Source organism: Rhodopirellula sp. UH5, from assembly GCF_056839225.1.
This window is the reverse complement of record NZ_CM166390.1, coordinates 7,008,418-7,032,434: the sequence shown is the minus strand read 5'-3', so window position 1 is coordinate 7,032,434 and position 24,017 is coordinate 7,008,418. Positions and strand designations below refer to the sequence as shown.

The 24,017-nt window shown below is 57.9% G+C and carries 17 protein-coding genes and 1 tRNA gene; 10 read left to right on the top strand and 8 right to left on the bottom strand.

Annotation, left to right across the window (positions count from 1 at the left end; genetic code table 11):
* Nucleotides 1-77: 77 nt before the first annotated feature.
* The 3 genes from UH5x_RS25220 to UH5x_RS25210 form a co-directional block, all read right to left on the bottom strand.
* On the bottom strand, nucleotides 78-1,910 hold the full coding sequence (locus UH5x_RS25220) for a UbiD family decarboxylase (RefSeq protein WP_482634063.1): 1,833 nt from the start codon (nucleotides 1,908-1,910) through the stop codon (nucleotides 78-80).
* Nucleotides 1,911-2,010: 100 nt separating this feature from the next.
* Nucleotides 2,011-2,274, bottom strand: a complete 264-nt coding sequence (locus UH5x_RS25215; protein WP_047817299.1) for a hypothetical protein — start codon at nucleotides 2,272-2,274, stop codon at nucleotides 2,011-2,013.
* Between the two features lie 409 nt (nucleotides 2,275-2,683).
* On the bottom strand, nucleotides 2,684-4,432 hold the full coding sequence (locus UH5x_RS25210) for a BBP7 family outer membrane beta-barrel protein (RefSeq protein WP_482634062.1): 1,749 nt from the start codon (nucleotides 4,430-4,432) through the stop codon (nucleotides 2,684-2,686).
* A gap of 407 nt (nucleotides 4,433-4,839) precedes the next feature.
* Between UH5x_RS25210 and UH5x_RS25205 the strand changes: the two genes are divergently transcribed.
* From UH5x_RS25205 to UH5x_RS25195, 3 genes are all read left to right on the top strand, one after another.
* Nucleotides 4,840-5,931, top strand: a complete 1,092-nt coding sequence (locus tag UH5x_RS25205; protein ID WP_482636076.1) for a linear amide C-N hydrolase — start codon at nucleotides 4,840-4,842, stop codon at nucleotides 5,929-5,931.
* Between the two features lie 316 nt (nucleotides 5,932-6,247).
* Entirely contained in the window at nucleotides 6,248-7,252 is a 1,005-nt protein-coding gene (locus tag UH5x_RS25200; protein ID WP_047817297.1) for a DUF1559 domain-containing protein, read from the top strand.
* 48 nt (nucleotides 7,253-7,300) lie between these two features.
* Complete coding sequence (locus UH5x_RS25195; protein WP_482634061.1) at nucleotides 7,301-7,816, top strand: carboxypeptidase-like regulatory domain-containing protein; 516 nt, start codon at nucleotides 7,301-7,303, stop codon at nucleotides 7,814-7,816.
* Nucleotides 7,817-8,155: 339 nt separating this feature from the next.
* Here the strand turns inward: UH5x_RS25195 and hisS are convergent, their stop codons facing one another.
* Both hisS and UH5x_RS25185 read right to left on the bottom strand, forming a co-directional pair.
* Entirely contained in the window at nucleotides 8,156-9,484 is a 1,329-nt protein-coding gene (hisS, locus tag UH5x_RS25190) for a histidine--tRNA ligase (RefSeq protein ID WP_482634060.1), read from the bottom strand.
* Nucleotides 9,485-9,591: 107 nt separating this feature from the next.
* Nucleotides 9,592-10,083 carry a YkgJ family cysteine cluster protein gene (locus UH5x_RS25185; protein ID WP_482634059.1) on the bottom strand — a complete coding sequence of 164 codons (492 nt, stop codon included), beginning with the start codon at nucleotides 10,081-10,083 and terminating at the stop codon, nucleotides 9,592-9,594.
* 65 nt (nucleotides 10,084-10,148) lie between these two features.
* Between UH5x_RS25185 and UH5x_RS25180 the strand changes: the two genes are divergently transcribed.
* The 4 genes from UH5x_RS25180 to UH5x_RS25165 all read left to right on the top strand — a co-directional run bounded on the left by UH5x_RS25180 (nucleotide 10,149) and on the right by UH5x_RS25165 (nucleotide 12,486).
* Nucleotides 10,149-11,048, top strand: coding sequence for a formyltransferase family protein (locus tag UH5x_RS25180; protein WP_047817294.1), 900 nt, complete (start codon nucleotides 10,149-10,151; stop codon nucleotides 11,046-11,048).
* A 368-nt stretch (nucleotides 11,049-11,416) separates the two neighbouring features.
* Nucleotides 11,417-11,704, top strand: coding sequence for a hypothetical protein (locus tag UH5x_RS25175; protein ID WP_236696727.1), 288 nt, complete (start codon nucleotides 11,417-11,419; stop codon nucleotides 11,702-11,704).
* Between the two features lie 364 nt (nucleotides 11,705-12,068).
* Nucleotides 12,069-12,263, top strand: coding sequence for a 30S ribosomal protein S21 (gene rpsU / locus UH5x_RS25170; RefSeq protein ID WP_007338941.1), 195 nt, complete (start codon nucleotides 12,069-12,071; stop codon nucleotides 12,261-12,263).
* 149 nt (nucleotides 12,264-12,412) lie between these two features.
* Nucleotides 12,413-12,486 (top strand) — tRNA-Val (locus UH5x_RS25165).
* 647 nt (nucleotides 12,487-13,133) lie between these two features.
* Here UH5x_RS25165 and UH5x_RS25160 read toward each other — a convergent pair.
* From UH5x_RS25160 to UH5x_RS25150, 3 genes are all read right to left on the bottom strand, one after another.
* On the bottom strand, nucleotides 13,134-13,961 hold the full coding sequence (locus UH5x_RS25160; protein WP_482634058.1) for a 3-keto-disaccharide hydrolase: 828 nt from the start codon (nucleotides 13,959-13,961) through the stop codon (nucleotides 13,134-13,136).
* A 235-nt stretch (nucleotides 13,962-14,196) separates the two neighbouring features.
* Nucleotides 14,197-15,372 (bottom strand): patatin-like phospholipase family protein, encoded by a 1,176-nt coding sequence (locus UH5x_RS25155; protein ID WP_482634057.1) that lies wholly within the window; start codon nucleotides 15,370-15,372, stop codon nucleotides 14,197-14,199.
* A 239-nt stretch (nucleotides 15,373-15,611) separates the two neighbouring features.
* Nucleotides 15,612-17,858, bottom strand: coding sequence for a sulfatase/phosphatase domain-containing protein (locus tag UH5x_RS25150; RefSeq protein WP_482634056.1), 2,247 nt, complete (start codon nucleotides 17,856-17,858; stop codon nucleotides 15,612-15,614).
* Between the two features lie 153 nt (nucleotides 17,859-18,011).
* Between UH5x_RS25150 and UH5x_RS25145 the strand changes: the two genes are divergently transcribed.
* The 3 genes from UH5x_RS25145 to UH5x_RS25135 all read left to right on the top strand — a co-directional run bounded on the left by UH5x_RS25145 (nucleotide 18,012) and on the right by UH5x_RS25135 (nucleotide 23,644).
* Complete coding sequence (locus UH5x_RS25145) at nucleotides 18,012-18,485, top strand: YaiI/YqxD family protein (protein WP_047817434.1); 474 nt, start codon at nucleotides 18,012-18,014, stop codon at nucleotides 18,483-18,485.
* Nucleotides 18,486-18,665: 180 nt separating this feature from the next.
* The gene (locus UH5x_RS25140) at nucleotides 18,666-22,307 is read left to right on the top strand and encodes an amidohydrolase family protein (protein ID WP_482634055.1); all 3,642 of its coding nucleotides are present in this window, start codon (nucleotides 18,666-18,668) and stop codon (nucleotides 22,305-22,307) included.
* 8 nt (nucleotides 22,308-22,315) lie between these two features.
* Entirely contained in the window at nucleotides 22,316-23,644 is a 1,329-nt protein-coding gene (locus UH5x_RS25135) for an amidohydrolase (RefSeq protein WP_482634054.1), read from the top strand.
* Nucleotides 23,645-24,017: the final 373 nt, after the last annotated feature.

Sequence of the window (24,017 nt, the reverse complement as noted above, 5' to 3'; positions counted from 1 at the left end):
GCTCCTACTGACGAGGATACCTTGCGAACGCGCCGGGTTGTGATTGGGAGGCGAGACAATGCCGGAGGCATCGAAGCTCACAAGTACTTGGCCAGCTCATCGCCGCGAGTCGCTCTTGCGTCGACCTTAGCGGTCACTTCGGCGTCTTCCACCAGCAGCGGAGCGTGATGCGGTTTGACGCGAGCGTCGATGATCAGTGGCCCCCGACATCCCCAGTGTTTGTCCACCACCTGGACACCAACACCGTCGACATCCATCGCCGGATTGCTGCGAGTGAACGTCAGCCACAACCAATTGTTGAGCGTCGCTACGGCGAACTCGGAATCATCACACAGCGTGATCAGCGGCACGCCGGACAGGTCGCCCTGGCCTGCCAGACGCTCGGCCAAAGCTCTGACGTCCGCCTTCGATGAATCGCCAGTGAATGGTGTGGCGGAAACGGCAATCACACCGGGCATGACCAACCGCGGATCCGACATTCCATCGGGCAAGGACAAGCCCGCAGGGAGCTCCGTCGCCAGTTCTCGAATCGGTTGCCCCGTCGCTGCGACGACCACCTTGGAACCTTGATTCATCCCCGTGCCGCTGTAGTCGAGCGTGTCGATCGTGGTCTTGGTTTGAAAATGCAAATCGCGACGCCAGTCGACTCGGCGAAGGATGTGCTGCATGAACGGGCCAATGTCATGAATCTTGAGCGAGTCGTCCGGGTCGTCCGTGATCCACAGGTACTTCGCCAGCGACAATTGCCCGTTGCCCAAAATCGCATTGGCCTGTGTCAGCAACTCCTGCGGCTCCTTGACTCTTAAATAAGGCATGTAGCGTTCACTGCCGATCGCCAACAACAATGGATGCACGCCCGCCGCATCGACCGCATGAACGGCTTTCACACCCGGGATGACCGTCGGGATGATCGGATCGGTCAGTTCATGGATCAACTGGCCAAACGTCGTGTCTTCTTGCGGAGGGCGGCCAACAACCGTGAACGGCCAGATCGCGTCTTTGCGATGCCAAACGTGGTCGACTTTCATGAACGGGAACGGGTGCTGCAGCGAGTAGTACCCCAGGTGATCCCCGAACGGTCCTTCCGGCATCGTTGCGTTCGGATCAACTCGTCCCACGATCGCGAAATCAGCGTCGGCATACACCGGTGCATGCGAACCTCGAATCATGCGAACTCGTCGCCCGGAAAGAGCCCCCGCGAAGGTCAGCTCGGTCAGGCCCTCGGGAAGCGGCATCACGGCCGCCAGGCTCATCGCCGGAGAGCCACCGACGGTGACGGCAACTTGCAAGGACTCATTGCGATCCATTGCCTCGCGATGATGCACTCCGATGCCGCGGTGGATTTGGTAATGCAGTCCGACTTGGGCCTCGGGATCGTATTGGTTGCCTGCGAGCTGCACTCGGTACATGCCCAGGTTGACTCGCATCAGATTCTCGGGCGCGGTGGGGTCTGCCGAGAGAACTTGCGGCAACGTCACAAAGGAACCGCCGTCCATCGGCCAGGACTTCAGCCCCGGCAATTCACTGAGCCGGCACTGATTCGCTTGCACAGCCCCTCGGCGAGTGAACCGGGGCAGCATCGTCAGCGCCGTCATCGGCACGCCGGCGTATCGCAGCGGGCTCTTGGGCAGGGCGGATGGATCGAGCTTGACCTCGATCAATCGACGCACACGTTCAAGCGTGTCACGAAAGAGATAGCGGGCTTGATCCAACGACGCGAAAAGGTTCGACGCCATCGGGAACTTGCAGCCGCGAACGTTGGTGAACAGGATCGCAGGTCCGCCTCGCAAGTAAACGCGGCGCTGGATCTCAGCCATTTCCAGATTCGGATCGACTTCGTCTTCGACCGTGATCAGCCGACCTCCGGCGCGCAGATCCTCCACGACGTCTCGGGTGCTTCGATGTTTCAACGCTTCAGCTTTCAGTTGAGAACCAGAATTCCGATGACTCGCCCGAGCCCTCAGGTGATCACCCGAAAGCGTCAGCGGGAAGCAACTCCGAATCCGCTGGTCATTTGAATTCGTCTTCGAACGCCGCGAAGTCGTCACCGCCTTCGGCGACAAACTCCCCGCCGAAATCATCGCCCTCCGCAGGAACGGCCGCAAATTCATCCCCGTCGACCACTTCGATTTCTTCGGCGTCCGCCATCATTTCTTCTTCGCCTTCGGGCATGGCGGCGACGGCAGGTCGAGGCTTGCGGTTTTTGAATCCAACCACGGCCACCGCCAGAATCATCGTGAGCAAGAAAACGACCCAGCAAATGAAATAGATCATGGGAGACAGGTCAGCCGGAAAAGGAGGGGGTCGTGGAGCGAAACAAGAAAGCAGCCCCACATCCTAATTGCCACCGGTCGAGTCGGCAAATTTGACTCCCGCAATCGCTCCCAACCCACTTTCCACGCGTCATTCGCCGAACCGTTCAGCCGAACAACGCACCAGTGACAGCCCCCAGATGGGAGAGATCGACGAAGATCATGACTGCAAATCTGCTTGACGCGGAGTCGCGGCCGACGGCATGCCGTTGACACCAATCGACCCACGAAACAGGCAAACAGGAATGAGCGGGCAGAACCACGTGAACCGTTTGGGCGATGGCCCCGGTCGCACGTGGGAACAGTCCCGTTTGACAAAACAGCTCGAATGCCGAATGACTCCTGCCGACCTGCTTGGGTCGGCAATCCACTCAGTGGGTGTAACTCAGCCCGAAGTGGATGCCCTGCACGTAGAACGTGCTGTCTCGCATCGCCGATGACGGCAAGACATTGTTGGTGTCGTTGACGTTTCGGTCGAAGATCCCAGAGACCTGAATGGCGTCCGTCATGGCCATCAGGTGATAGCCGACCGTGACATCAAAGTGGTCGAATCGATGCCAGCCCAAGTTGACGTCGAATTCGGGAACCCAACCAAACGTGTCGCTGGTGAAGGTGCCTTCGTTGGTATCCGCGTCGACAAACAAACCACCCTCTTGCGCGGTGTCGGGAGGACCGACCGTAGTGCTGCCTTGACGATCCGCCGTGCGACGAACGTTGCCAAACGCGGCCTTGGCCAACCAATTGAAGCTCCAGCAACCTTCGCGATAGCGACCGGCCAGACCAAATTGGGCTCCGTGGAATTCGCTGGTCGCTTCAAAGGAATCACGAATCGAGATGTAGTTGCCCGCGTCGGTGCCCTCTGTCAGCGTTGAGCTGGACGCGATATTCAAACCTTCCGACAGCCGCATGTATTGGTAACCGTAGAGCACGTCGAACGTGGTTCCCAAACCGCCTCGCCAAAACTGACGCACCGAGATGTCACCACCGTGCAGTTCGCTGTAGGCATTGACGCCGACCGCACCAAAGCGACCGTTGATCGCAGGATCGGCCGGAGCATTGGGGAACACGACCACGTTGGAATCTTCTGCGTCGGTTGCGACGTTGAAGAACGGAATCGCGAGCACCTCAAAGTTTCGTTGATCGGCACCGAAGCTGTAGTTTTCATCGCCCGCGACCCAGCCTCGGAAGACCAGACTGCGGCACTGATGGCGGTCCAGCCACAAACCGAGCGTCAAACGTCCGCCTGCAGCAGCGTCTTTCAACACGGAATCATTCCCAGCCAAAACCGTCCCGGTATCGAGCGATCCAGTGTCCGGCGCGGTATCGGTCGTCACCAACGCTGGCAATCGATCGCCCTTGCGGAACATGATCATCAATTCCGCTGAACCAAACCAACGATTCGGATCGACACAAATCGCTCCACCAGGCCCACAAGAAGGCCCACACATGCCATCGCAGCCACCATAGCCACAACTGTCGCAGCCATACGATTCCAGCCCACAACCAGGACCTTCCAGCCCACAGCTGACGTCGAAACCACAACCGCAACCTTCCACGCCACACCCCGGGCCTTCCAGACCACAACCGGGACCGTGCAATGCCATGGGTGTGCCCGATCCGATGATCGTTTCACCCGAAAACGTGGGGTGTTCCATCACGGTGACCGTGCCAGATGCTTTGCGGATGACACGAGCCGGTCGCATGGAAGCACCACCAGCATTCGCATCGCGATCAATCGACATGGCCGAAACAGGCCGGACGATTTGGGCGTTGGCTGGCTGAGCGTTGGAGCCGGCTGTCGCGCCGAGCGTTCGCAACTTCAGTCCGCGAGGTTCTTCCAGAACTTGCAAACCGCTGTCCTCTGCGTCCGCAGGAACTGCCACGTCGTCATAACCGACTTCGTCAATCTGAATGCGACTGAGGTCCGAACTGGCGTCGGGATACAATTCCCAATCGCCCGTCATTGCCGAGTCACCGCCACGGACGGGTGCTTGATAGGTGTTGCGGTCCGGTTTCTTGACACGGACCTGTGCAGCCAACGGTGAGCATGCCAGGCATGCCACGAGGACCACACCGTGTTTCGCTAACCGGGGAAGTCGGCGCCAGATCAAAGAGTTCATGGGGTAGTTCGCTTGGATTCAATCGTCGGGGGTAGTCGCGAATCGAAGTGGCCGGCCCGCGTCTCGGCTGCATGTTGTCCACACGCCACCTCGCGCAACACCAGATGCCACGTGAACTGGTATCGGATGAGACGATCGTGGCGGTTGAGTCGTTTTGGCAAACTTTGCCGGTTAGGGCACGAATGCGGCCGGCCAGCAGTTTCACGCGGGCGAGGTTTCACGGAACAAACCCCGTCCATCCCGCGAAAAACCACCCGACCTCGGCTCAACGAGTTTGCTACCATGAATTCGCGGACCTCTCGGACTTTCTGTTCGCGCTCCTCATGCCCCACTCACCGCCGGAGTCCACCGATATGTGCTCACGTCGCAAATGCCGTCCGGTTTGTCTGTTTCAATCGCTCGCCAAAATGGGATGGATTGCGGTGGTTGCGGTGATGGGACTTTTGACAGCCTCGGCCCAGCCCGCCATCGCTTGCACGGTCATGCGACTGAATATTCACGGGCAATTGGTCATCGCACGCAATCACGACTGGCCGTTTGGGGAAGCCCTCGTGATCACCAATCTGCGCGGCATCGAGAAAACTTCGCTCGCGCCGATCAAACCCGCGACTTGGACCTCCAAGTACGGCAGTGTTTCGTTCTGCCAATTCGGCCGAGAGATTCCGTTTGCCGGGATGAACGAAAAAGGACTGACCGTGGACTTGTTGCGTTTGCCTCAAGCCACCTTTCCGGATCCCGTGAAAGTGGAAGCAGATCCCGATCTCACCGCGGTCAACGCAATCCAGTGGGTCCAGTATCAACTCGATACCGCCGAAACCGTCGCGGAAGTGGTCGACAGCCTCTCCACCGTCGTGCCCATCCCAATGCTACCGATGGTCGAAACCGTTCACTACTTTGTCACCGATGCACGCGGCGATGTCGCGGTCGTCGAATTCATCAACGGCAAAGCAGTCGTTCGGCACGGCGACGACTACTGCATGGACGACGGCAACCCCAAGACGCGAACCTGCGTGCTGGCAAACTCGTCGTGGGAAGACTCCCAAACCAACCAAGCCAACAACACCAGCCTGTTGCGATACGACCGGGGCATTCGCTTGGTCGAACTGGCAAATGACTTGGGCGATCAACAGGCTCCGATCGAATACGCCCACCGCTGCTTGCAAATCGTGGCGCAAGGCCCTCTGACTCAGTGGAATTTGGTCTATCTGCCGGAGCAGCGTCGGATTCATTTTCGAACCCAAACGTCGCCCCAACAACGATGGATCGATCTGGATGATCTGTCCTTCGAGTCCGATCAGCCCCCGCAAGCAATCGACATCGACCAAGACATTCAGGGCGATGTGGCGTCCCACATGAACGATGTCACTCACGCTGACAACGAACGGATCGTGAACCACGCGTTTGATCACTTTGTCCCCGCTGGCTTGCCGAGCCTGGTGATCAAACAGCTTCTGCTGGACTACCCGAGCAAGCTTCGGGGGCCGCAAACGGCACCCTGAGAGCCGGTTTCACTTCCGGAAATAAAGTTTCCTGGAAAATTTTCTCGATGGACCGAAACCCCGCCACAGGACCAATCGCTTCATTTATGAAGCTTAGCGAAACATTAATCGCACCTGAACGCGGCTAGCACGCACGCAATCCAGACGTCGATTTTCGCTGATTTGTCGCCCACCTCGGTTCATCAAACCTTCACCTAGAGCGTCGACGTTTCTTCACAGGGCTTTCATACAGTCCCGCCAAATCTTCAACGGCGGCTCATCAGCGACCCCGCTTCCCGTCGTTGCCCACCTCACAAAATTTGACGGAAGTTTACGAATGACTTGCCTGACGACCCGATTGAGTCGCCGATCCCCAGCCCAACCCTGCAAGAACCAAACCCCCGCCCGCCAAGCGACCTCACCCCGCGGATTCACGCTGGTTGAATTGCTGGTCGTGATCGCCATCATCGGCGTGTTGGTTGGCTTGCTCTTGCCAGCCGTTCAATCGGCTCGCGAAGCCGCCCGTCGCATGCAGTGCGGCAACAACCTCAAGCAAATTGGCTTGGGACTTCACGTGTATCACGACACGTTCAACAAATTCCCCTACGGCTGGGACAACCGCGGCATGACCTGGAGCGGACACATCCTGCCTCAGATCGAACAAGCCAACCTGTATCAAACCTTGATCTTTCAAGAGTCGGGCCTGGGCAACTGGGCCACCGACGACGGCCCCAACGAAGAGGCCTGCGAGACGGTCATCCCAACCTACCGTTGCCCCAGCATGGCGCTGCCACTGCACATGGATTACAACGGCATCCCACAACGCGTTCCCGCCAGTTACCGCGGTGTCGCCGGAACCTTGGCGACGTCGGATGACACCAGCACCGCTCTGCCCGACACGATCTCGTTGGAAAGCTTGGACCAAGACGGCATCTTCTACGCCTGCAGCAAAACCAAGTTCCGTGACATTCTGGACGGAACTTCGAACACGATCATGATCGGCGAAAGCTACAACAACCCCAAGTTCGTCAAAGACGGTCAGGGGATGGATTACTGGTACATCGGTGCCCCTCAAACAGACCCCTGCGGTTGCAACGGCGGAACGGGAGGCACGGAATTCTCGGAAGTCGCTGGCGTAACAATCACTCCCATCAACGCTATCAAACGAGCCCCATTGATGAGCGGCCGATTGATGGAACTGGCGTTTGGAAGCTACCACGTCGGTGGGGCCCATTTCTTGAAGTGCGATGGCTCGGTGGCATTCCTGACCGAATCGCTGGCAGAAGACGTCTACGACGCTCTTGGCTCGCGTGACGGCGGTGAAATCCCCGGCGAAATTTGATTCGCGACTCCTCTCCATCATTCCACCCAACACTTCTTTGAAACTTCCATGATCGTTCTGTACTCAGCAATCAAGCAAGCAGCCGCTCTAACCCTGGTCGGTTGCCTTACACTCACCTTGGCAACCAGCACCGGCTGTGGATCAGGTGACGACGCGGATTATGCCTCCATTGGACTGGTTCCGATCACGGGCACAGTCACTCTGGACGGGCAACCTCTCGAAGGCGCCGTCGTGATGTTCGAAGCCCCGGACACGACGTTTTCCTACGGCACCACCAACGCCGATGGCAACTATGAAATCAAATTCAACAGCGAAGTGATGGGCGTTCCACCCGGAGACAAAATTGTGCGAATCAGCACGACCGCGTCGACCGGTGAAGTGGACACCGAAGGCGCGGATGATGATGACGACGACGCAGCTGCTCGACGCAAAAAGAAGAAAAAACGCAATCCCAACGAACAGGTTCCCGAAGCCTACAACGAGGATTCGCAAATCAAGGCGACGATCAGCGACAGCCAAACGGTTTATGACTTCGCCCTGAAGGCCGATGGCTCGCCACTCTAAAGATTCGCTCGGCCAGTCGCCTGGCTGTGGCGAGCCAGACGTCTGATGATTGACTCAACGACAACGGGTGCTTCCCAATGGGAGCACCCGTTTTTCGTGCGCCGAAATGATTCGGCGTTCCCCTGGGCTGCTAAATCCTTTGGTTTGACACTGCTTTGGACGGCGCAGGTTTTGTCCCACGACTTCGCCCCAACCGGGGGCGGTCCGAGCGGGTTTTGAGGACTCTTTCTTAGGGCCGTCCCGCTGGGGCGTAGGACAGAACAAAAATCAACGTCGCATTCTCTGTGGCAACCCTCAAGTTTTAGCGGCCCAACGCTGTCCTAACCATGCAAAAGCGCTTTACGACGTTACTGCTCGAACCGCGTCGATCAAGGCTTGCGGCGAATCGTGCGAGTAGGTCACGTCTTGCGACTCTTTCGACGCGAGCGTTTTGACTTGCACCGTGCCGGCCTCCCATTCGTTGCCGCCCGCGACGAGTGCGACAGCGAATCCTTGCGAGTCCGCGTACTTGAGTTGTTGGCCGAGCTTCTTGGGCTCGGGGTAAACCTCGACGCCGATCCCCGCCGTGCGAAGCTGCGTTGCCAACTTCAAGTAATCGTCGCGGTGCCCCTTGTCGAAGAATGGAACGAACACAGCACACGGCTTGCTCACACCTGACAATCGGCCGAGGCTTTCCAGTGCGGCGAGCAAGCGGTCCAACCCAAGCGACGCTCCGATGCCGGGCAAGTGTTGCTTGGTGTACAGCCCCGCCAAGTTGTCGTAACGACCACCGCTGCAAACGCTGCCGATGCCAGGCAGGTCATCCAGCGTCGTTTCGAAGATCACCCCGGTGTAATAATCCAGCCCGCGAGCGATTGAGACATCGATCTTCAAGCGGTCCGGGCTGACACCGGATGCCAAGGCACCGCGATAGATTTGGGTCAATCGTTCAATGCCCGCGGCGGCGGTTTCGTTGCCGCCCGTGATCTCGGGCAACGATGCCAAAATGGATTCCGCATCGCCATCGCATTCTGCCAATCGCAACACCGCGTCGGCTTGCTCGGCCGTCACCCCCGCCGACTCAATCATCTCGTTGGCTGTTTTTTCACGGCCGATCTTTCCAAGCTTGTCCAGACTTCGCAGCACCGGTGTCGTCTTGTCACCCAGGCCCAACGATTCCAGCAACCCGGTCAAGATCGCCCGGTTGTTGATGCTGATCGTGAACGCGTCGATCCCAATCGCCCGCAGCAACGCATCGATCACACAAACCGCTTCGATGTCAGCGAGTTCCGACGTGGTGCCGATCGTGTCAAAGTCACACTGCACAAATTCGCGGTAGCGGCCTTCTTGCGGTTTCTCACCACGCCAAACCGGAGCGATGTGATAACGCTTGAACGGGGTTCCCAACGTGCCGATGTGCTGGGCGGCAAAGCGAGCCAACGGCACCGTCAAGTCAAATCGCATCCCAACCGCACGGCCGCCGTTGTCTTCAAACGAATAGAGCTGACGATCGGTTTCATCGCTGCCTTTGCCTGTCAGGATTTCCAGGTGTTCGAGCGTCGGTGTATCGATTGGAGCGAACCCGAAACTGCGAAACACTTCGCGAGCGGTTTGCATCAATTGTTCCCGCGGAATCATCACGGCGGGCAAGTAATCGCGGAATCCCTTCAGCGTGCGAGGTTGAATCATGGGGGTCGGTGAGTGGGAAGAAGGAAAGTGGAGGGTGTGAGTCGTAGCGGAAGTCGTCAAGACTTTCGATTTGCATCCAAATTTGCCGAAACTCTTGACGAGTTCCGCTACCCAACGACCGGGAGTCCCGTCGGCCGTCGACTGCGGATCGAGTCGATGTCCCGGTCGGCTCCTTCGGGAAACTGCGGGCCAAACAGGGCATCAGCGTACTCGTCGATTTGCTCCGGCGTTTCGAAGTACTTCTCGTAGCACCAGTCGTCCTCGAACTCACATTCCTTCGTGGTGTACTCACGACAGATTTGAGGCCGGGTGTCGTAGATGCCGCATCGATAATCGTCTTGCAAGTGCTTGCAAGTCGTGTGAACGAGCAAGTACCACGTGTCCTCGTCCACAAACACGGTGGCTCGATCGTGCAGCAAATACCACCGCATGAAGTCAAAATCTTTTCGCGTCACCGGCTCGTCGATCGGCAGCGCGAAGTAATGACAGCATTTCGCTGTGCAATGATCGCACAAATTCGCATCGGCGGGAAAATCGGATCGGCGACGGCCAGTGACCGAGGGCGGCGTGGCGACGGGCAACTTGGATGCGGTGGGCATGATTGGGTCGAATGTGATAATTTGCAAATTCGTCGGGCCAACAGTTTCCTCGCAAAAGCCTCCACATGGAAGTCGTCATCACCGCCTTGGGACCGGATCACTCCGGTTTGGCAGATCCGATCATTCACCACGTCACCGCGCGAGGGGCTCGGATTTCCGAAATCCAGATGTATGACCACGACGAGGAAGAACTTTTCGCGATGCTCTGCCGCCTGCAGTTCGACGCTGGCCCCGACCCGCAACGATTGTTCACGCAGTTGCAGGACGAAATGAAACAAATCGGCGAACACACCGGGTTGTCCATCCGGGCCTGGAGCCCCGACGCTCGTTCGAGTCGCCCACGATTGGCCGTGGCCTGCACCTATGTGGAGCACACACCACGAGCCGTTTTGGAGGCAGTTGCCTCCGGCCAAATAGCCGCCGAAGTGCCGGTGATCATCTCCAACCGAAAGAAACTCGGGTTTCTCGCGGACGAATTCGACTCTGACTTCCGGATGATCGGCGATGGCACGGGAGCGGTCGATGACGCCGCACTCCTGGCCACCCTGGATGAATACGACATCGACTACCTGATTCTCGCTCGCTACATGCGGATTCTGCCTGCCGACGCCTGCTGGCAATTCGCAGGCGGACGGATCATCAACCTTCACCACGGGTTGCTGCCTGGTTTCCCAGGATTCCGCCCGTATCACGACGCCCACAACGCCCGGATGCTGACGTTTGGGGCCACCTGCCATTTCATCATTCCCGAACTGGATGCTGGCAATCAAACGATCAACCAGCGAACGTTCTCAGTCGTTCCAGGCACTCCCCTGGACAAAATCATCGCTCAGGGCGAGTCCGAAAATGAACCGGCGTGTTTGGTCGAAGGCTTGCGCCGCGTGGTCGATCGCGAAGTCCACCTGCACTTTCACCGCGTCGTGCCCCGCAAGGATGTGGTGACCGCGGCCCAGAATGCCCAGTAGCTGGGATCCAGATTGAGAAGCTGGGGATCCAGATTGAGAAATTCTGGCCGACGCTGCGTTTTTTGCTGAAGCGGCGGCGATCCGGAGCGACCAACGCGGGTGAACCGTCTGATCGACTGGAGTGGCTCCCCCCGTCTAATCGCGCAAGACTGCCACAACGGGTGCAATAGGAATGAATTTCAATCGGGTTGGCCGCACGACCGGACCTGAACCAGATCGCCCCGAAGATTCTCCGCCCGGCGCGTCGATACCGTCGGCGTCTGATGCTCGCAGTGACCAGATGGCCCCTGTCACCCAGGGACAAACTGTCACGCCGTGGAGGCGTGACACCATCGGCATCAGACTCCCCGTTGGACGAAAGGATGTTGATGATCGGGTATTCTCTCGAAACGATCGATTTGCCGCTACTGCGTCGCCAAGTCGAAGACAAACTGTGCGAATTGGGACACCTTGAACCCCATCAGTTCCCGCTGACTCAGCGGGAAGTGGTTCGGCGAGGAGCCACCTGCGGCCTTTACTTCTGCTTGCACGGTCCCCGAAGCGTCAAACTCACCGCGATTGCTGACCTCAAAACCAAATCCATGGTTTATTACGGGGTCGACGGAGTCCGGTGTGAAACGGTTCCGATGGAAAACCTCACGAGAGCCGCTGCCTGAACCCGATAAACCAGAAACTGGTGAATCACGCCTCGGCTAACAAGCGTCTTGGCGGCCCCGCAGCATTGCGACGCGGCCGTTCAAGGCTCGATGAACCGAGATGACTCAGCGACGCCAAAACGCCCAGGTTCACGCACGATCGAAACAGTGGTTTCAGATCAAGGTTGAAAGCGGCGTTTTCGGCATAAAACGGCCGTACTTTCCGTTTCCTCGGTTGTGGGGTGCGGTGTTAGGTCGTTATGATTCGCGGCCTTCACCGCGACGAGTGTGGTATTTACTGCTGCTCGGACGCGACACTTCATTCCTCGACTTGGAGGATTTGGACCATGCAAACGATTGAATTGAAAGGGTTTACGGAGCGGCAATGGTAAAGTTATTGGTGCGTGATCGGGAAACGATTCAGGAGGCAGTCCGCCGGTTTAGAAAATTGGTCGAGCGAAGCGGTATCAAAAAAGAGATGCGTCGCCGCGAGTTCTACGAAAAGCCGAGCGAAACCAATCGCCGCGCCCGCCTGCGTGCCGAACGCCGCAACAAACGCACCCGCATGTTGTCCCGCTGATCGGCTGTCGCACGTCAAGTTGCGACCGTGCGAACAGAACCACCAGCGCCGAGTCACTCCGTTGTTAAAACGGAACCTGGCCGATGCCACAGGCCTGGACTGCTGAACCAGTCCGGGCACACCCCAGAAAAGTCCATGACTTTCTGAACGGGCGATTAGCTCAGTTGGCTAGAGCGCCTCGTTTACACCGAGGATGTCGGGGGTTCGAGTCCCTCATCGCCCATCAAGCTCCGCTTTTTAGCGGGGCTTTTTTCATGCGCCAACAACGCCACCCTGTAAGGTGCCACCCGCCACCCTGTAAGGTGCCACCCACCATTCACCCTGTAAGGTGCCACCCTGTAAGGTGCCACCCTGTAAGGTGCCACCCTGTAAGGTGCCACCCTGTAAGGTGCCACCCACCATCTGCATCTGAAGGAACGGCCGGTTCCACGCCAGATCCAGGCACCTGTCGCCCCTCCGGGGCTTGCTGAATGTGGCTTGCCTCAACTCCACGGGCTGACGCCCGTGGCCACTGCGTGTCGTCCCTTCGGGACTGAAGCAACTTCGTCTCCCGGATGGTGCGCCTCCCGGATGGTGGATGGCACCATCCAAAAAATCCTGCAAGGTGCCACCCACCATCTGCATCTGAAGGAACGGCCGGTTTCACGCCAGATCCAGGCACCTGCCGCCCCTCCGGGGCTTGCTGAATGTGGCTTGCCTCAACTCCACGGGCTGACGCCCGTGGCCACTGCGTGTCGTCCCTTCGGGACTGAAGCAACTTCGTCTCCCGGATGGTGCGCCTCCCGGATGGTGGGTGGCACCATCCAGAAAATCCTGTGGGTGGCACCATCCAGAAAATCGCTCCGAGCAGTGGATTCACTCCCGACACGCTCAATTCGACTTTGCTTTTTCCAGCATGGCCTGCACTCGCTGCTGCTCCTTCGCCAGTGCCGCTGGCGGAATTGGCATCGGCTGGAAATCGGGCGATGGGCGAAGGGTCTCGCCACTTGGAATTTCTCGCCAACGTAGGTTGCGATACCAAACCGGCTGACCGTGGTCCTGGAGCCAAAGCTCGCCGCCACGGCCAGTGAGATCGCCACCCCGGATCGCCAACAACTCCACCATCTCGGCCCACTTTGGATCCGTGTAGTCAAAGTCCAGAACCTTTTGCCCGTTGAGCCAATGCTGAATCACGGTTCCCTGGCAGACCACCCTCCCTCGATTCCATTCGCCCACGGGACGTGTTGCATCTCTGGACGGCGCCATGCAGAAGAACAACGAAGCCGCGGATTGCCGTGGGTTCTCTCCGTAGGGACTGTCCACGTTATCAAGCACCTGATATTCGACTTGACCGGGCCGGTAATAGATGCCGCTGTTGCAAGCCTTGGAAACTTTCCAATCGAACCGTAGCTCGAAGTCATCCGGAACGGATTGGTGCTTGTAAGTGAGTGGTCCACCGCCAGCAGCACGAAAGAAAGCCCGGTTTTCGATTCGCCAGTTGCCACTGTGCTCCCAACCGTCGAACGTTTTGCCATCAAACAACTCAACAAAGCCCTGGCGATCATCGGCTTGCTTGGCTTGGCCACCGGCCTCCAAAGGAGGTGCGGCAGCCACAGGGTTGCCTGCGGCGTTCAAAAGCGAGCATGCCAAAACGCTCGCCATCCAGAACATCCCATCGGTCAACACGAGTTTCCGACGGAGTTGATTCGAGCACGTCACGGCAAATCCTAGGCTACAAAGGGAGAGACACAAAAACGTCCTCCACTTTATCAGCCCGCGAAAGCTGCGGGGAATCGGAACAACCACAAACGCCAACGACAAGGATCGGCTTCCACGGCATGGCCACGAAGGCGATGGACGGCGAACCGTCCGCGATGCCCTGCGGCATCCGTGGCACAGTGTCCCAGGACCATCGCTCGACTGCAGCGTCAAACCTGGCGATGATGCGTGCCGCTCACGCGGCTCGCAACAGGACCCGACTGCGGGGGACTTGGTCGAGCGATTCCCCACCGTAGCGAGCCAGCGTTCCATTGGCGACTTCGTAGCCATGCCGAAACAGCAGGCTGAACTCTTGGTGGTTCAACCGGCGAAGGGTCGTCTCAATTCTGGAGACGCGATCGACTTCTTCGTCCGTGAGCGAGGGCTGCTCCGTCCAATGAGATTCGCGAATTCCGGAAGTGCTGGCGGCAGCATCCGCGGGTTGATGGGCACGCAGCGTTGACCGCTTGCTCTTCAGGCCGAGTCGCAGGTAGGCGCCGCTGCCGGGGTTTTTCTTGAAGTGATCAATCAGCATCCGAGCACGCAGGCTGCGGACTTGATCGGTGGCCACATCGACCAGTCGCATCGAGGCCTTGAGGTACCCGGGACGCCACTTGGATCGACGCGATTCACTGCCCAGTGGTCGCGAGGCATCGCAGACGATCAGGAAATCGGTGCCGTCGACCAAACCAGTGCCCGGCTTGAACAAGGCTTCCACACCGAGGTTGTCGTACACGCCACCATCCCAAAGGTGAAGCCGTTTGTACTTGGCCGGGATGGAATGCCATTCATCGTTTCGCATTTCTTGCCAGCGATGGTGCTTGGCCTTCACAATCAACGGGCCGATCAAACCAGGCACGGCGGCGGAAGCTGCCAGTGCGTGTGAGAGCCGAAACTTGGGATCCACTATGTACTTGGTTTGATAGTCGCCCATCAAATCACGCTGGAACCGCCAGTTCTTTCCCGTTTGATAACAAGTCGCGTTGATCAACCAGCGAGGCGATTCGGGCAGGTCGGCCAAGTCACCTTGAATTTGCCAGCGGCGTTCCAGCTCGTCGCCCAAAACTGCGGCGCGACCACTGAGAATTTGCCAGGGGAACATCAACGACTTGATCACATAGGATCGCTGCAGGTTTTGGGTGGTCAGCAGACGCAGGATTTTTGGGACGACTTCGTGAAGATACTCCTCGCTGCTTGGCCAGCGATTGTTCGTTGCAGAAAACACCAGCCCTGCGGCGAGGCTGCCGCCAGAAACGCTGGAAATCATCTGGACGTTTCCCAGCAAGCCTTCGCGTGCGAGTCGCGCAAGAACACCCAAGTGAAACACGGTGGCGCGAACGCCACCACCAGAGAAAGCCAGGGCGATTTTCATCTTGGTTTGCGAGTGGATATCCGGGAAGTCGAGGCGGAATGGCTCGGTGAGATTACCGGGAAGCGAGGCTTCATCGCCACGGCAATCCGTCGGATTCGAGGGGCGAGGGAATGTGGCTAGTTGCGGAAATCGCACGAAAAAAGGGCACCCATCGAAATGGATGCCCTGGGTGGGGGTTGCCCGAACTTCACATCGTTCGGTTCGCAGAGGACGATCACAGGCTGGACGCCTATGCCACATCAGAGGCCAAGCGACTCGAGCGTCGGTGCCAAGGCGTCGGCCCAGATCTCGTAGCCCTTTTCGGACAGGTGCAGGTAATCAGGCATGATCGCGGGATCGATCGTGCCGTCTTCGTTGAGGAAGTGATCGCCCAAGTCGACGTAAACAATGTTCTCGCCATCGGCCATCTTCGCGATCCGATCGTTGACGGCGATGTTGTTCAGCCGCATCAAGTCCATCTTGGTTTTGCCTCGCGGCATGATGGCTTGCAACACGATCTTGGTTTCCGGCAATTTCTCTTGCAGGATCGACAAGATTTCTTCCACGCCTTCCGCGATCTGGGTTGGGTCCTGCATGAAGTGACCGGTGTTGTTGGTGCCGATCATCAGCACGGCGACTTCCGGTTGAATTTTGCCGAGGTTGCCATGTGTGAGCCGCCACACGATGTGCTCGGTGCGATCGCCTCCGATGCCCAAGTTGATCGTGTCGAACGGGGCGTAATTGTCTTCCCAGACTTTCTTGCCACGGCCTTCCCAGCCTTGGGTGATCGAATCGCCGATGAAGGCCAATTTGGGCTTCGCTGTTTTCGCCAGCCTGGACATTGCCATGTTACGCTTTTGCCAGCCCGGTTCATCGCCACGCGTGGCGGGAATGACGGCTGTGTTGACGTCATACAAATCACGCAGGTCGACGTAACGTTTTTTCAAGCCGGCCAAAATTTCGGCGTATTCTGGTTCGCCGTGGACGGACTTCAATTCGAGGGGGTCCGTTTCCAAATCGAACAAGTTCCATTCGCGGCTTCGCGGGAAGAACATCAGCTTGTAGCGCTCGGTTCGCACGCCATCGTGAACGGGGACCATGTGCACAGCCGCGTTCTCGTAGTACGCGTAGTACACCGCATCCCGCCAAGTCGAGGATGCACGGCAGCCATCGTTCATCATCGACACCATGCTGCGTCCCTGGATGGCCTCGGGGATTTCTGCTCCGGCGGCCTCCAAAAAGGTGGGCGCGTAGTCGATGTTCTGGATCGGCGCGGTGCTCTGGGTGCCAGGTTCGATCACGCCGGGCCAGCGAATCAGGAACGGCATGCGAAGCGATTCTTCAAACATCCAGCGTTTGTCGTACCAACCATGTTCGCCGAGGTAGAACCCTTGGTCGCTGCTGTAGATCACGATCGTGTTTTCGGCGAGGCCTGATTCATCGAGGTAGGCCAGCAATTCACCAACGCTGTCGTCGACCGCCTGAACGGTACCGAGATAATCCTTGATGTAGCGTTGATACTTCCATTTGGTGACGTCTTTGCTGGACAGTTTGCCAGCTTTCATGTCAGCGATGAACTTCTGGTTCTCGGGCTCGTAAGCGGCGTCCCACGCGGCTTTTTGCTCCTCGTTCATGCGGCCATATTCCGCGTTGCCCAGACGTGGCAAGAATTGTTCAGGGAACAAACTCTCGCCATGGAACTTCATGTCGTGCCCCCAATAGAAATGGTTTTCCAGCGACATCTCGCTTTCGTGCAGCAACTTGGAGCGGCCCGCATAATCGTCGAACAACGTTTCTGGTTCGGCGACCTCCACACCCTTGTACAAATCAAAGTGACGTGGTGGAGGCGACCAGTTTCGGTGAGGAGCTTTGTGCTGGCACATCAACACGAACGGCTGGTCTTCGTCGCGATCGTTCTGCAACCAATTCAACGTGTTCTCGGTGATGATGTCGGTGACGTAACCGGTGTATCGTTTACGTGATCCATCCATCTGGATGAAGTCAGGGTTGTAGTAATTGCCTTGTCCGGGCAGGATTTCCCAGTGATTGAAACCGACAGGATCGGTGCCCAAGTGCCACTTGCCGATCAGCGCGGTTTGGTAGCCGACGTCCTGCAGCAGTTTGGGAAACGTGACTTGCGAGCCATCAAAGCGGTTGCCGTTGCGAAGGAAACCGTTGATGTGGCTGTGCTTGCCCGTCAGGATGCAGGCTCGCGAAGGGCCACAGATCGAATTGGCACAGAACGAATTGTGGAACACGGCGCCTTCGTTGGCAATTCGATTCAGATTCGGCGTTTGATTGATTTTGGATCCATACGCGCCGATGGCTTGCAATGCATGGTCATCGGAAAACACAAAGACGATGTTGGGCCGCTTGGCTTTGCCGGGCTCATCGGCGGAGGTCGCGAGAGGCTGAATCCCCCCGAGCAACGCGGATGCGAGGAGGGCAAACGCGACGTGGCGTTGTGTCCAGCGAGGAACGTGGCGAGAAACCAGGAGTTGATTCATGGTGATGCCGGAGTCAGAGGTGGGAAGGTCGGTTGGAAGCGGCTAGTTTAAACCGAAACCGATTCTCTGTTGTGGCGCCGTCAGGTGTTTCTCGTTCATCCATTGGGTGAATCAAGCCCAACGGAACTGACATTCACACCGGAACCTGATGAAGTGAAAATCTGGATCGATGCTGATGCGGCACCGCGAGACGTCAAGGACGTTGTGTTCCGTGCCGCAAAACGTTTGGACGTGGTAACGATTTTGGTCGCGAACGCCCCGGTGGGAGTGCCTGCCAACGCGACGACCGTTCGGTCGGTGGTGGTTCGCGAGGGAGCCGATCAAGCGGATCGGTACATCGTCCACCACGGTGAAAAAGGGGATTTGGCGGTGACAGCGGACCTGCCCCTGGCGGGATTGCTGGTCGAAAAAGGTCTGTTTGTGATCGATCCCCGCGGCGAAGAGTATTCTCCCGCGACCATCACCAGTCGCCTTTCGATGCGAAATTTCATGGACGATCTTCGCGGTGCGGGGGTCGAAACCGGCGGCAGCGCCCCTTATGGCCCCAAGGACAAAAAGGCGTTTGCGTCCACGTTCGATCGGTTGCTCACCAAGGCTCTGCGGAGGGCTCAAACGCCCTCGGAGTGAGCGGTTCGCGTTGAACTGCAGGAGCGATTATCCTGCGACGGCCCAATCTGTTCTCGACCGTTGCGTTTCTGGCGGACCTACCGCGCTCGGTGCAGACGGATTGCATGTGCCTGGCGATCGTTGTCCGCAAACCTCAATCGAGTGAGTTCATTGAGATCTACCAATTGTTTGGGTCGGCTGATGCTGACCATTTCGGTGGCGTGTCTCGCCGTCGTTGCTCACGGCCAAGACATTCGTGGAGTGGCCCCCGTCGTGGGGCTTCGCACCCATTCTCCCACCGACGTGTTGCTGACCGGAGCAACGCTGGTGGCCAATCCCGATCACTACCTGAAAGACCTGGGGTCGGAGGATTCAGCCAAGGACTCGGATGAGAACGCGTCCACGGGCGATGTTCTGATCCGCGCTGGTCGCATTGTCGCGGTGAGTGATTCGATCGAACCACCACCTGGGTGTCGCGTCGTGGATTGCTCGGGCAAGACCATTTACGCCGGATGGATCAACGCTTGGCAAGAGGTTCCCAGTGACTCATTGACCTCAGGCGATGACTATTGGAATGCAAATATCGTGGCCAATCGCAAGGTTCGCGATTTGTCGAGCGTTCCAGATGCCGGCAAGCTTCGCAGCCAAGGGTTCACGACGACGGTGCTGGCACCAAAAGGACGCATCCTTGGCGGGCAGCCTTCGGTGTGGTCGCTGAATGAATCCAAGGACGACCCCGACAACTCGCACGCAGGGCCGCAACGCATTGCGGATCTGAAATGGATGACGGCCGCGCTGTCCGTGCCACGCGGAAACGATTCCGGGGAACGATATCCCAACTCACCGATGGGCGCGGTGGCACTGCTTCGCCAGTCGCTGTACGACGCGCAGTGGTACCGTGATGCGTCAGCGGCCCATGACGCGAATCCGTCGTTGCCGCAACCGGATCACAGCGAAACGTTGCAGACATTGCATCAGGCGTTGGTTGGATCGACGTTCGTGTTTGATTGCCCGAACGAACGAATGGCACTGCGAGCTCAGAAGATTGCGAACGAGTTCTCGCTGCGATCCATCGTCCGCGGGTCCGGCCGAGAGTACCGCGAGGCGGCAGCGATCGCGGCTCTGGATCGTGTGCTGTTGTTGCCGTTGGATTTTCCAGAGGCCCCCGACGTGGCGACGCCCGAGTCCGCTCGTGAAGTGGACCTGGTCAACCTGATGGATTGGAAGTTCGCTCCCACGAACCCAGCCGAAATGGTTCGCCAAGGCGCGACCATTTGTTTGACCACCGATCGGCTGGATGATCCGGGCAAGTTCCTGGCTCGCTTGCGAACGGCAGTCAAACGAGGGTTGTCACGTCGCGACGCCATCGCCGCGCTCACCACCACACCGGCTGGAATGCTGGGGCTGGAGCGGTCGCATGGCCGCATCGCCGCCGGGATGTCTGCGAATTTGATTGTCGCGAGTGGCGATCTGTTTGAAAAAGACACGAAGGTTTGGAAGGTCCTGGTCGACGGCCAAGAGTTCGTTGTCAACGAGGAGCCCGAGACCAAAGTGGCGTCGCTGGTCGGCTCGTGGAAGCTTCGGATGCCGGCGGATTCGGCAACCCAAGTGAAGCTCGCGATCACACAAAAAGACGGCCGCTTGTCGGCAGATTTGATTGGCACCACCCCCAAGGAAGAGACGGACGAAGAAGTGCTCGAAGGCGAGAAAGAAAACCTGAAGGAGTCGAGCGACGAATCGGTTGATGGCGACACCGCCAGCAGCAAAACGGACGACGAAGAGTCGGACACTGAAAGCGAGTCCGATGCCTCAGACGAAACGAAATCGGAAGAGGAAGGCTCGAAAGAGAACAAGGACGAGGAACCCAAGGAGCAGACCAGCAAGCAAAAACTGAAGAAGATCGTTCAACGATTGGATCAGTTCGCTGGCCAGATCACTTGCGAGGATTCGGAAGACGCTTTGTGCCAGGCTCTCGGATTGCCCGAAGGCACGCACCGAGTGGTGATTCGTTCGGGTGCCAAATCGTTGGAGAAGGTATCCGAATCCGAGCCGCTGTCGATCGAGTTCTATCCGATCGGGAAGCCAGCCCGGCGTTTTGAGACCAGTTGGGTTGAACCCGAAACGGACTCCGACAAGACACCCGAAGAAGAGTCAACGGATGAAAAGGCGTCTGACGACGAGGCCCCTGAAGACAAGGACGTCGAAAGCGAGGACTCTGACGATTCAAAGGATGCGGATGGCGAACAACCTCCAGAAGGTGAGGTGGCATCGGCAGAGCCCGAGCAGGCCCCCGAAGAATCCGCGGCGGACGAACCTGTTGTTGAAGAACTGCAAGTTGTTCGTCCTCTCGGGGTTTATGGGCGAAGCGAACCGGTCGCTCCCGTGACGCGAGTCTTATTTCAAGGGGCTTTGGTTTGGACCTGTGAGGATCGCGACGACCTCCGAGTCCCGGAAACACCGATGGATGTGCTGGTTGAAAACGGCCGAATCGTCACCGTCGACGAACACATCACGGTGCCGACGGGGGAAGACTGCACGATCATCGATGCATCGGGCAAACACATCACTCCGGGTCTGATCGATTGCCACTCGCACGCGGCGACTGACGGGGGCATCAATGAATCCGGACAAGTCGTCACGTCGGAAGTTCGCGTCGGTGACTTCATCGACAACACCGACATCACGATCTATCGGCAGTTGGCCGGTGGGGTGACGACCGCGAATATCCTGCACGGCTCTGCGAATCCGATCGGAGGCCAAAACCAAGTGGTGAAGTTCCGTTGGGGAGATTCGATGGATGACTTCCGGTTCCAAGACGCTCCGCTGGGGATCAAGTTCGCACTCGGCGAAAACGTCAAGCGAAACACGTCGCGTTACCCCAACACGCGAATGGGAGTCGAGCAATTGCTCCGCGACCAATTCCTGGCGGCCCGCGAGTATGCCGGGGCGCATCGTCGCTGGAGTTCGGGGCAACGCGACACGTTGCCGCCACGAGTGGATTTGCAGCTGCAAACGCTGGTGGAGATTCAGGATGGCAAGCGTTGGATTCACTGTCACAGTTATCGCCAGGACGAGATCATGGCGACGCTGGATGTGCTTGATGAATTCGGGATTCGGATTGGATCGTTGCAGCACATCTTGGAAGGCTACAAAGTGGCTGACCGGATGGTGGAGCACGGTGCAATGGCATCCTCCTTCGCAGATTGGTGGGCCTACAAGTTCGAGGTCTACGATGCGATTCCTTACAACGGTGTTTTGATGCACAACAAAGGCATCGTGGTTTCTTACAACAGCGATGATGCTGAGATGGGACGGCACCTCAACACTGAGGCTGGCAAAGCCATCAAGTATGGCGGCGTGCCACCAACGGAAGCGTTGAAGTTCGTCACGCTGAATCCGGCCAAACAACTTCGGATCGAAGACCGTGTGGGTTCGATCGAAGTCGGCAAAGAGGCGGACTTGGTCGTTTGGAGTGGCCCCCCGATGTCGACGACTTCGCGTTGCGAACAGACATGGATCGACGGTCGTCCGATGTTCCGGTTGGAGGACGAGGCGAAACTGCGTGCTCGCGACGAGGCCTGGCGAAACGAACTGATTCAGGAATTGCTTGATGGCAAGCCGAAGACCGATTCGGAAGAACCGTCCAAGGACGACGACGAGAAAGCATTGGCAGACCACCAAACGATGGAACTGAAGGAGGAGGAACGCTGGCTGCGTTACGACGAGTTCTGCAATTCTCGCGGTGCTCAACAAAGTGTTCAACAAAACGCCCGGCAAGCTGCCCAACAAGCGGCGAAGTCACAACGATCGGCGAAGTCACAACGATCGGAGGAAGTCCAATGAGCCATTCCATGAACAAGAATTGCATGAACAACCGGTCATTTTCGACGTTGCTCGTTGTCGCGTTCGCGGTGGTCTGCAGCCAGACAGGCTGGCAAGTCAACCTCCGGGCGCATGACATCGTTCCTGGTTCGCCCCAAAAGCAACCCATCGTGATCCGCAATACCACGCTGCACTTGGGCAACGGATCGATCGTATCCAATGGCTCGATTCTGTTTGAGGACGGAATGATCAGCGAAGTCGGCGATTCAGTCCGGCTACCCGATTCGGCTCGCGTGATCGATGGAAAGGGCAAACACGTGTACCCAGGTTTGATCGACTCGTACACCGACATCGGACTGCGAGAAATCACGGCGGTGGATGTGACGGTCGACAATGTCGAACGTGGCGAACTGAATCCGAATGTTCGTTCCTGGGTCGCGTTCAATCCGGACAGTGAACTGATTCCGGTGGCACGAGCGGGCGGCGTGATGTTGGCGCACGTGGTTCCGGGCGGACGTTTGTTGCAAGGGCAATCCGGCGTGATGCAGCTCGATGGTTGGTCGTACCAAGACATGTTGGTCAAAGGCCCGGCCGGTTTGTGCGTGAATTGGGAATCCGTGATGCCTCGCGGCGGTGATTCCAAGGACAAGGCCAAACGTTATGACGAACAGATTCAGGAACTGGATGATTTGCTCGAACGAGCCCGCCGGTATGGTGAATCGATTGCGGCGGACGACAGCGGTTCCACGGATTTGCGATTGGAAAGCTTGATTCCAGTGATTCGTGGTGAGCGTCCTGTGTTCGTTCAAGCGGATCGTTTGGGCGCGATCGAATCAGCGATTTCGTTCTTCACGTCGCGACGGATTCCGATGGTGTTGTGTGGCGGTGCCGACGCGATGCACTGCGTCGATCGCTTGGCCGCTCACGATATCCCGGTGATCTTGATCGCCACGTATCGCTTGCCACGCCGGCGTTCAGACCCCGTCGATGCACTGTATTCATTGCCAGCTCAACTCCGTGAGTCCGGCGTGCGTTTCGCAATTGCTGGAGAGGGTGCGGGCTATCCCGGTGGTGCGTCGAATCTTCGCAACCTGGCCTATCAGGCGGGTGTTGCGGTCGCGCATGGTTTGCCACATGAAGAAGCCGTCCGAGCCATCACGCAGTCTCCCGCCGAGATCCTAGGCGTGGCAGATCTGGTCGGGACATTGGCAGCAAAGCATCATGCGACGCTGATCATTGCCGATGGCGACGTCTTCGAATCAGGCACGCGAGTGGTGGATGCCTATGTGCAAGGTCGCCAAGTCGACTTGGGAAACAAGCACAAGCAGTTGTACCGCAAGTACGAACAGTTGCCCTGACGCATCGTGTGTCATGAGAACGAATTGACCTTGCTTCACTCGCCGCGTTCCAGGCTGTTGATTGACTCAGCCGGTACGCGATTGCGTCCGGTTCGTCTCCGGTAACCGTGCGTTAACGCTGGGCTGCAACATGTTTGGAGTTGTGGCGTTCATTTTGGTTCTGTCCCACACCCCAACGGGGCTTTGCAATCTTGGTCCCGCCGTAACCCAGGGCGTTGCCTGGGCTGATAAAAATGAAATCAACCAGGCGGTTTGGGCGGTTTCCGACGAATGGTATTGATACGGCGTTTGTCGTTATTGAAAAAGTTAAAGTGCAAATTGACAATTGTAAAATGCCGGAATGCGTGGATGAAATCGCATCAATTTGCATTTT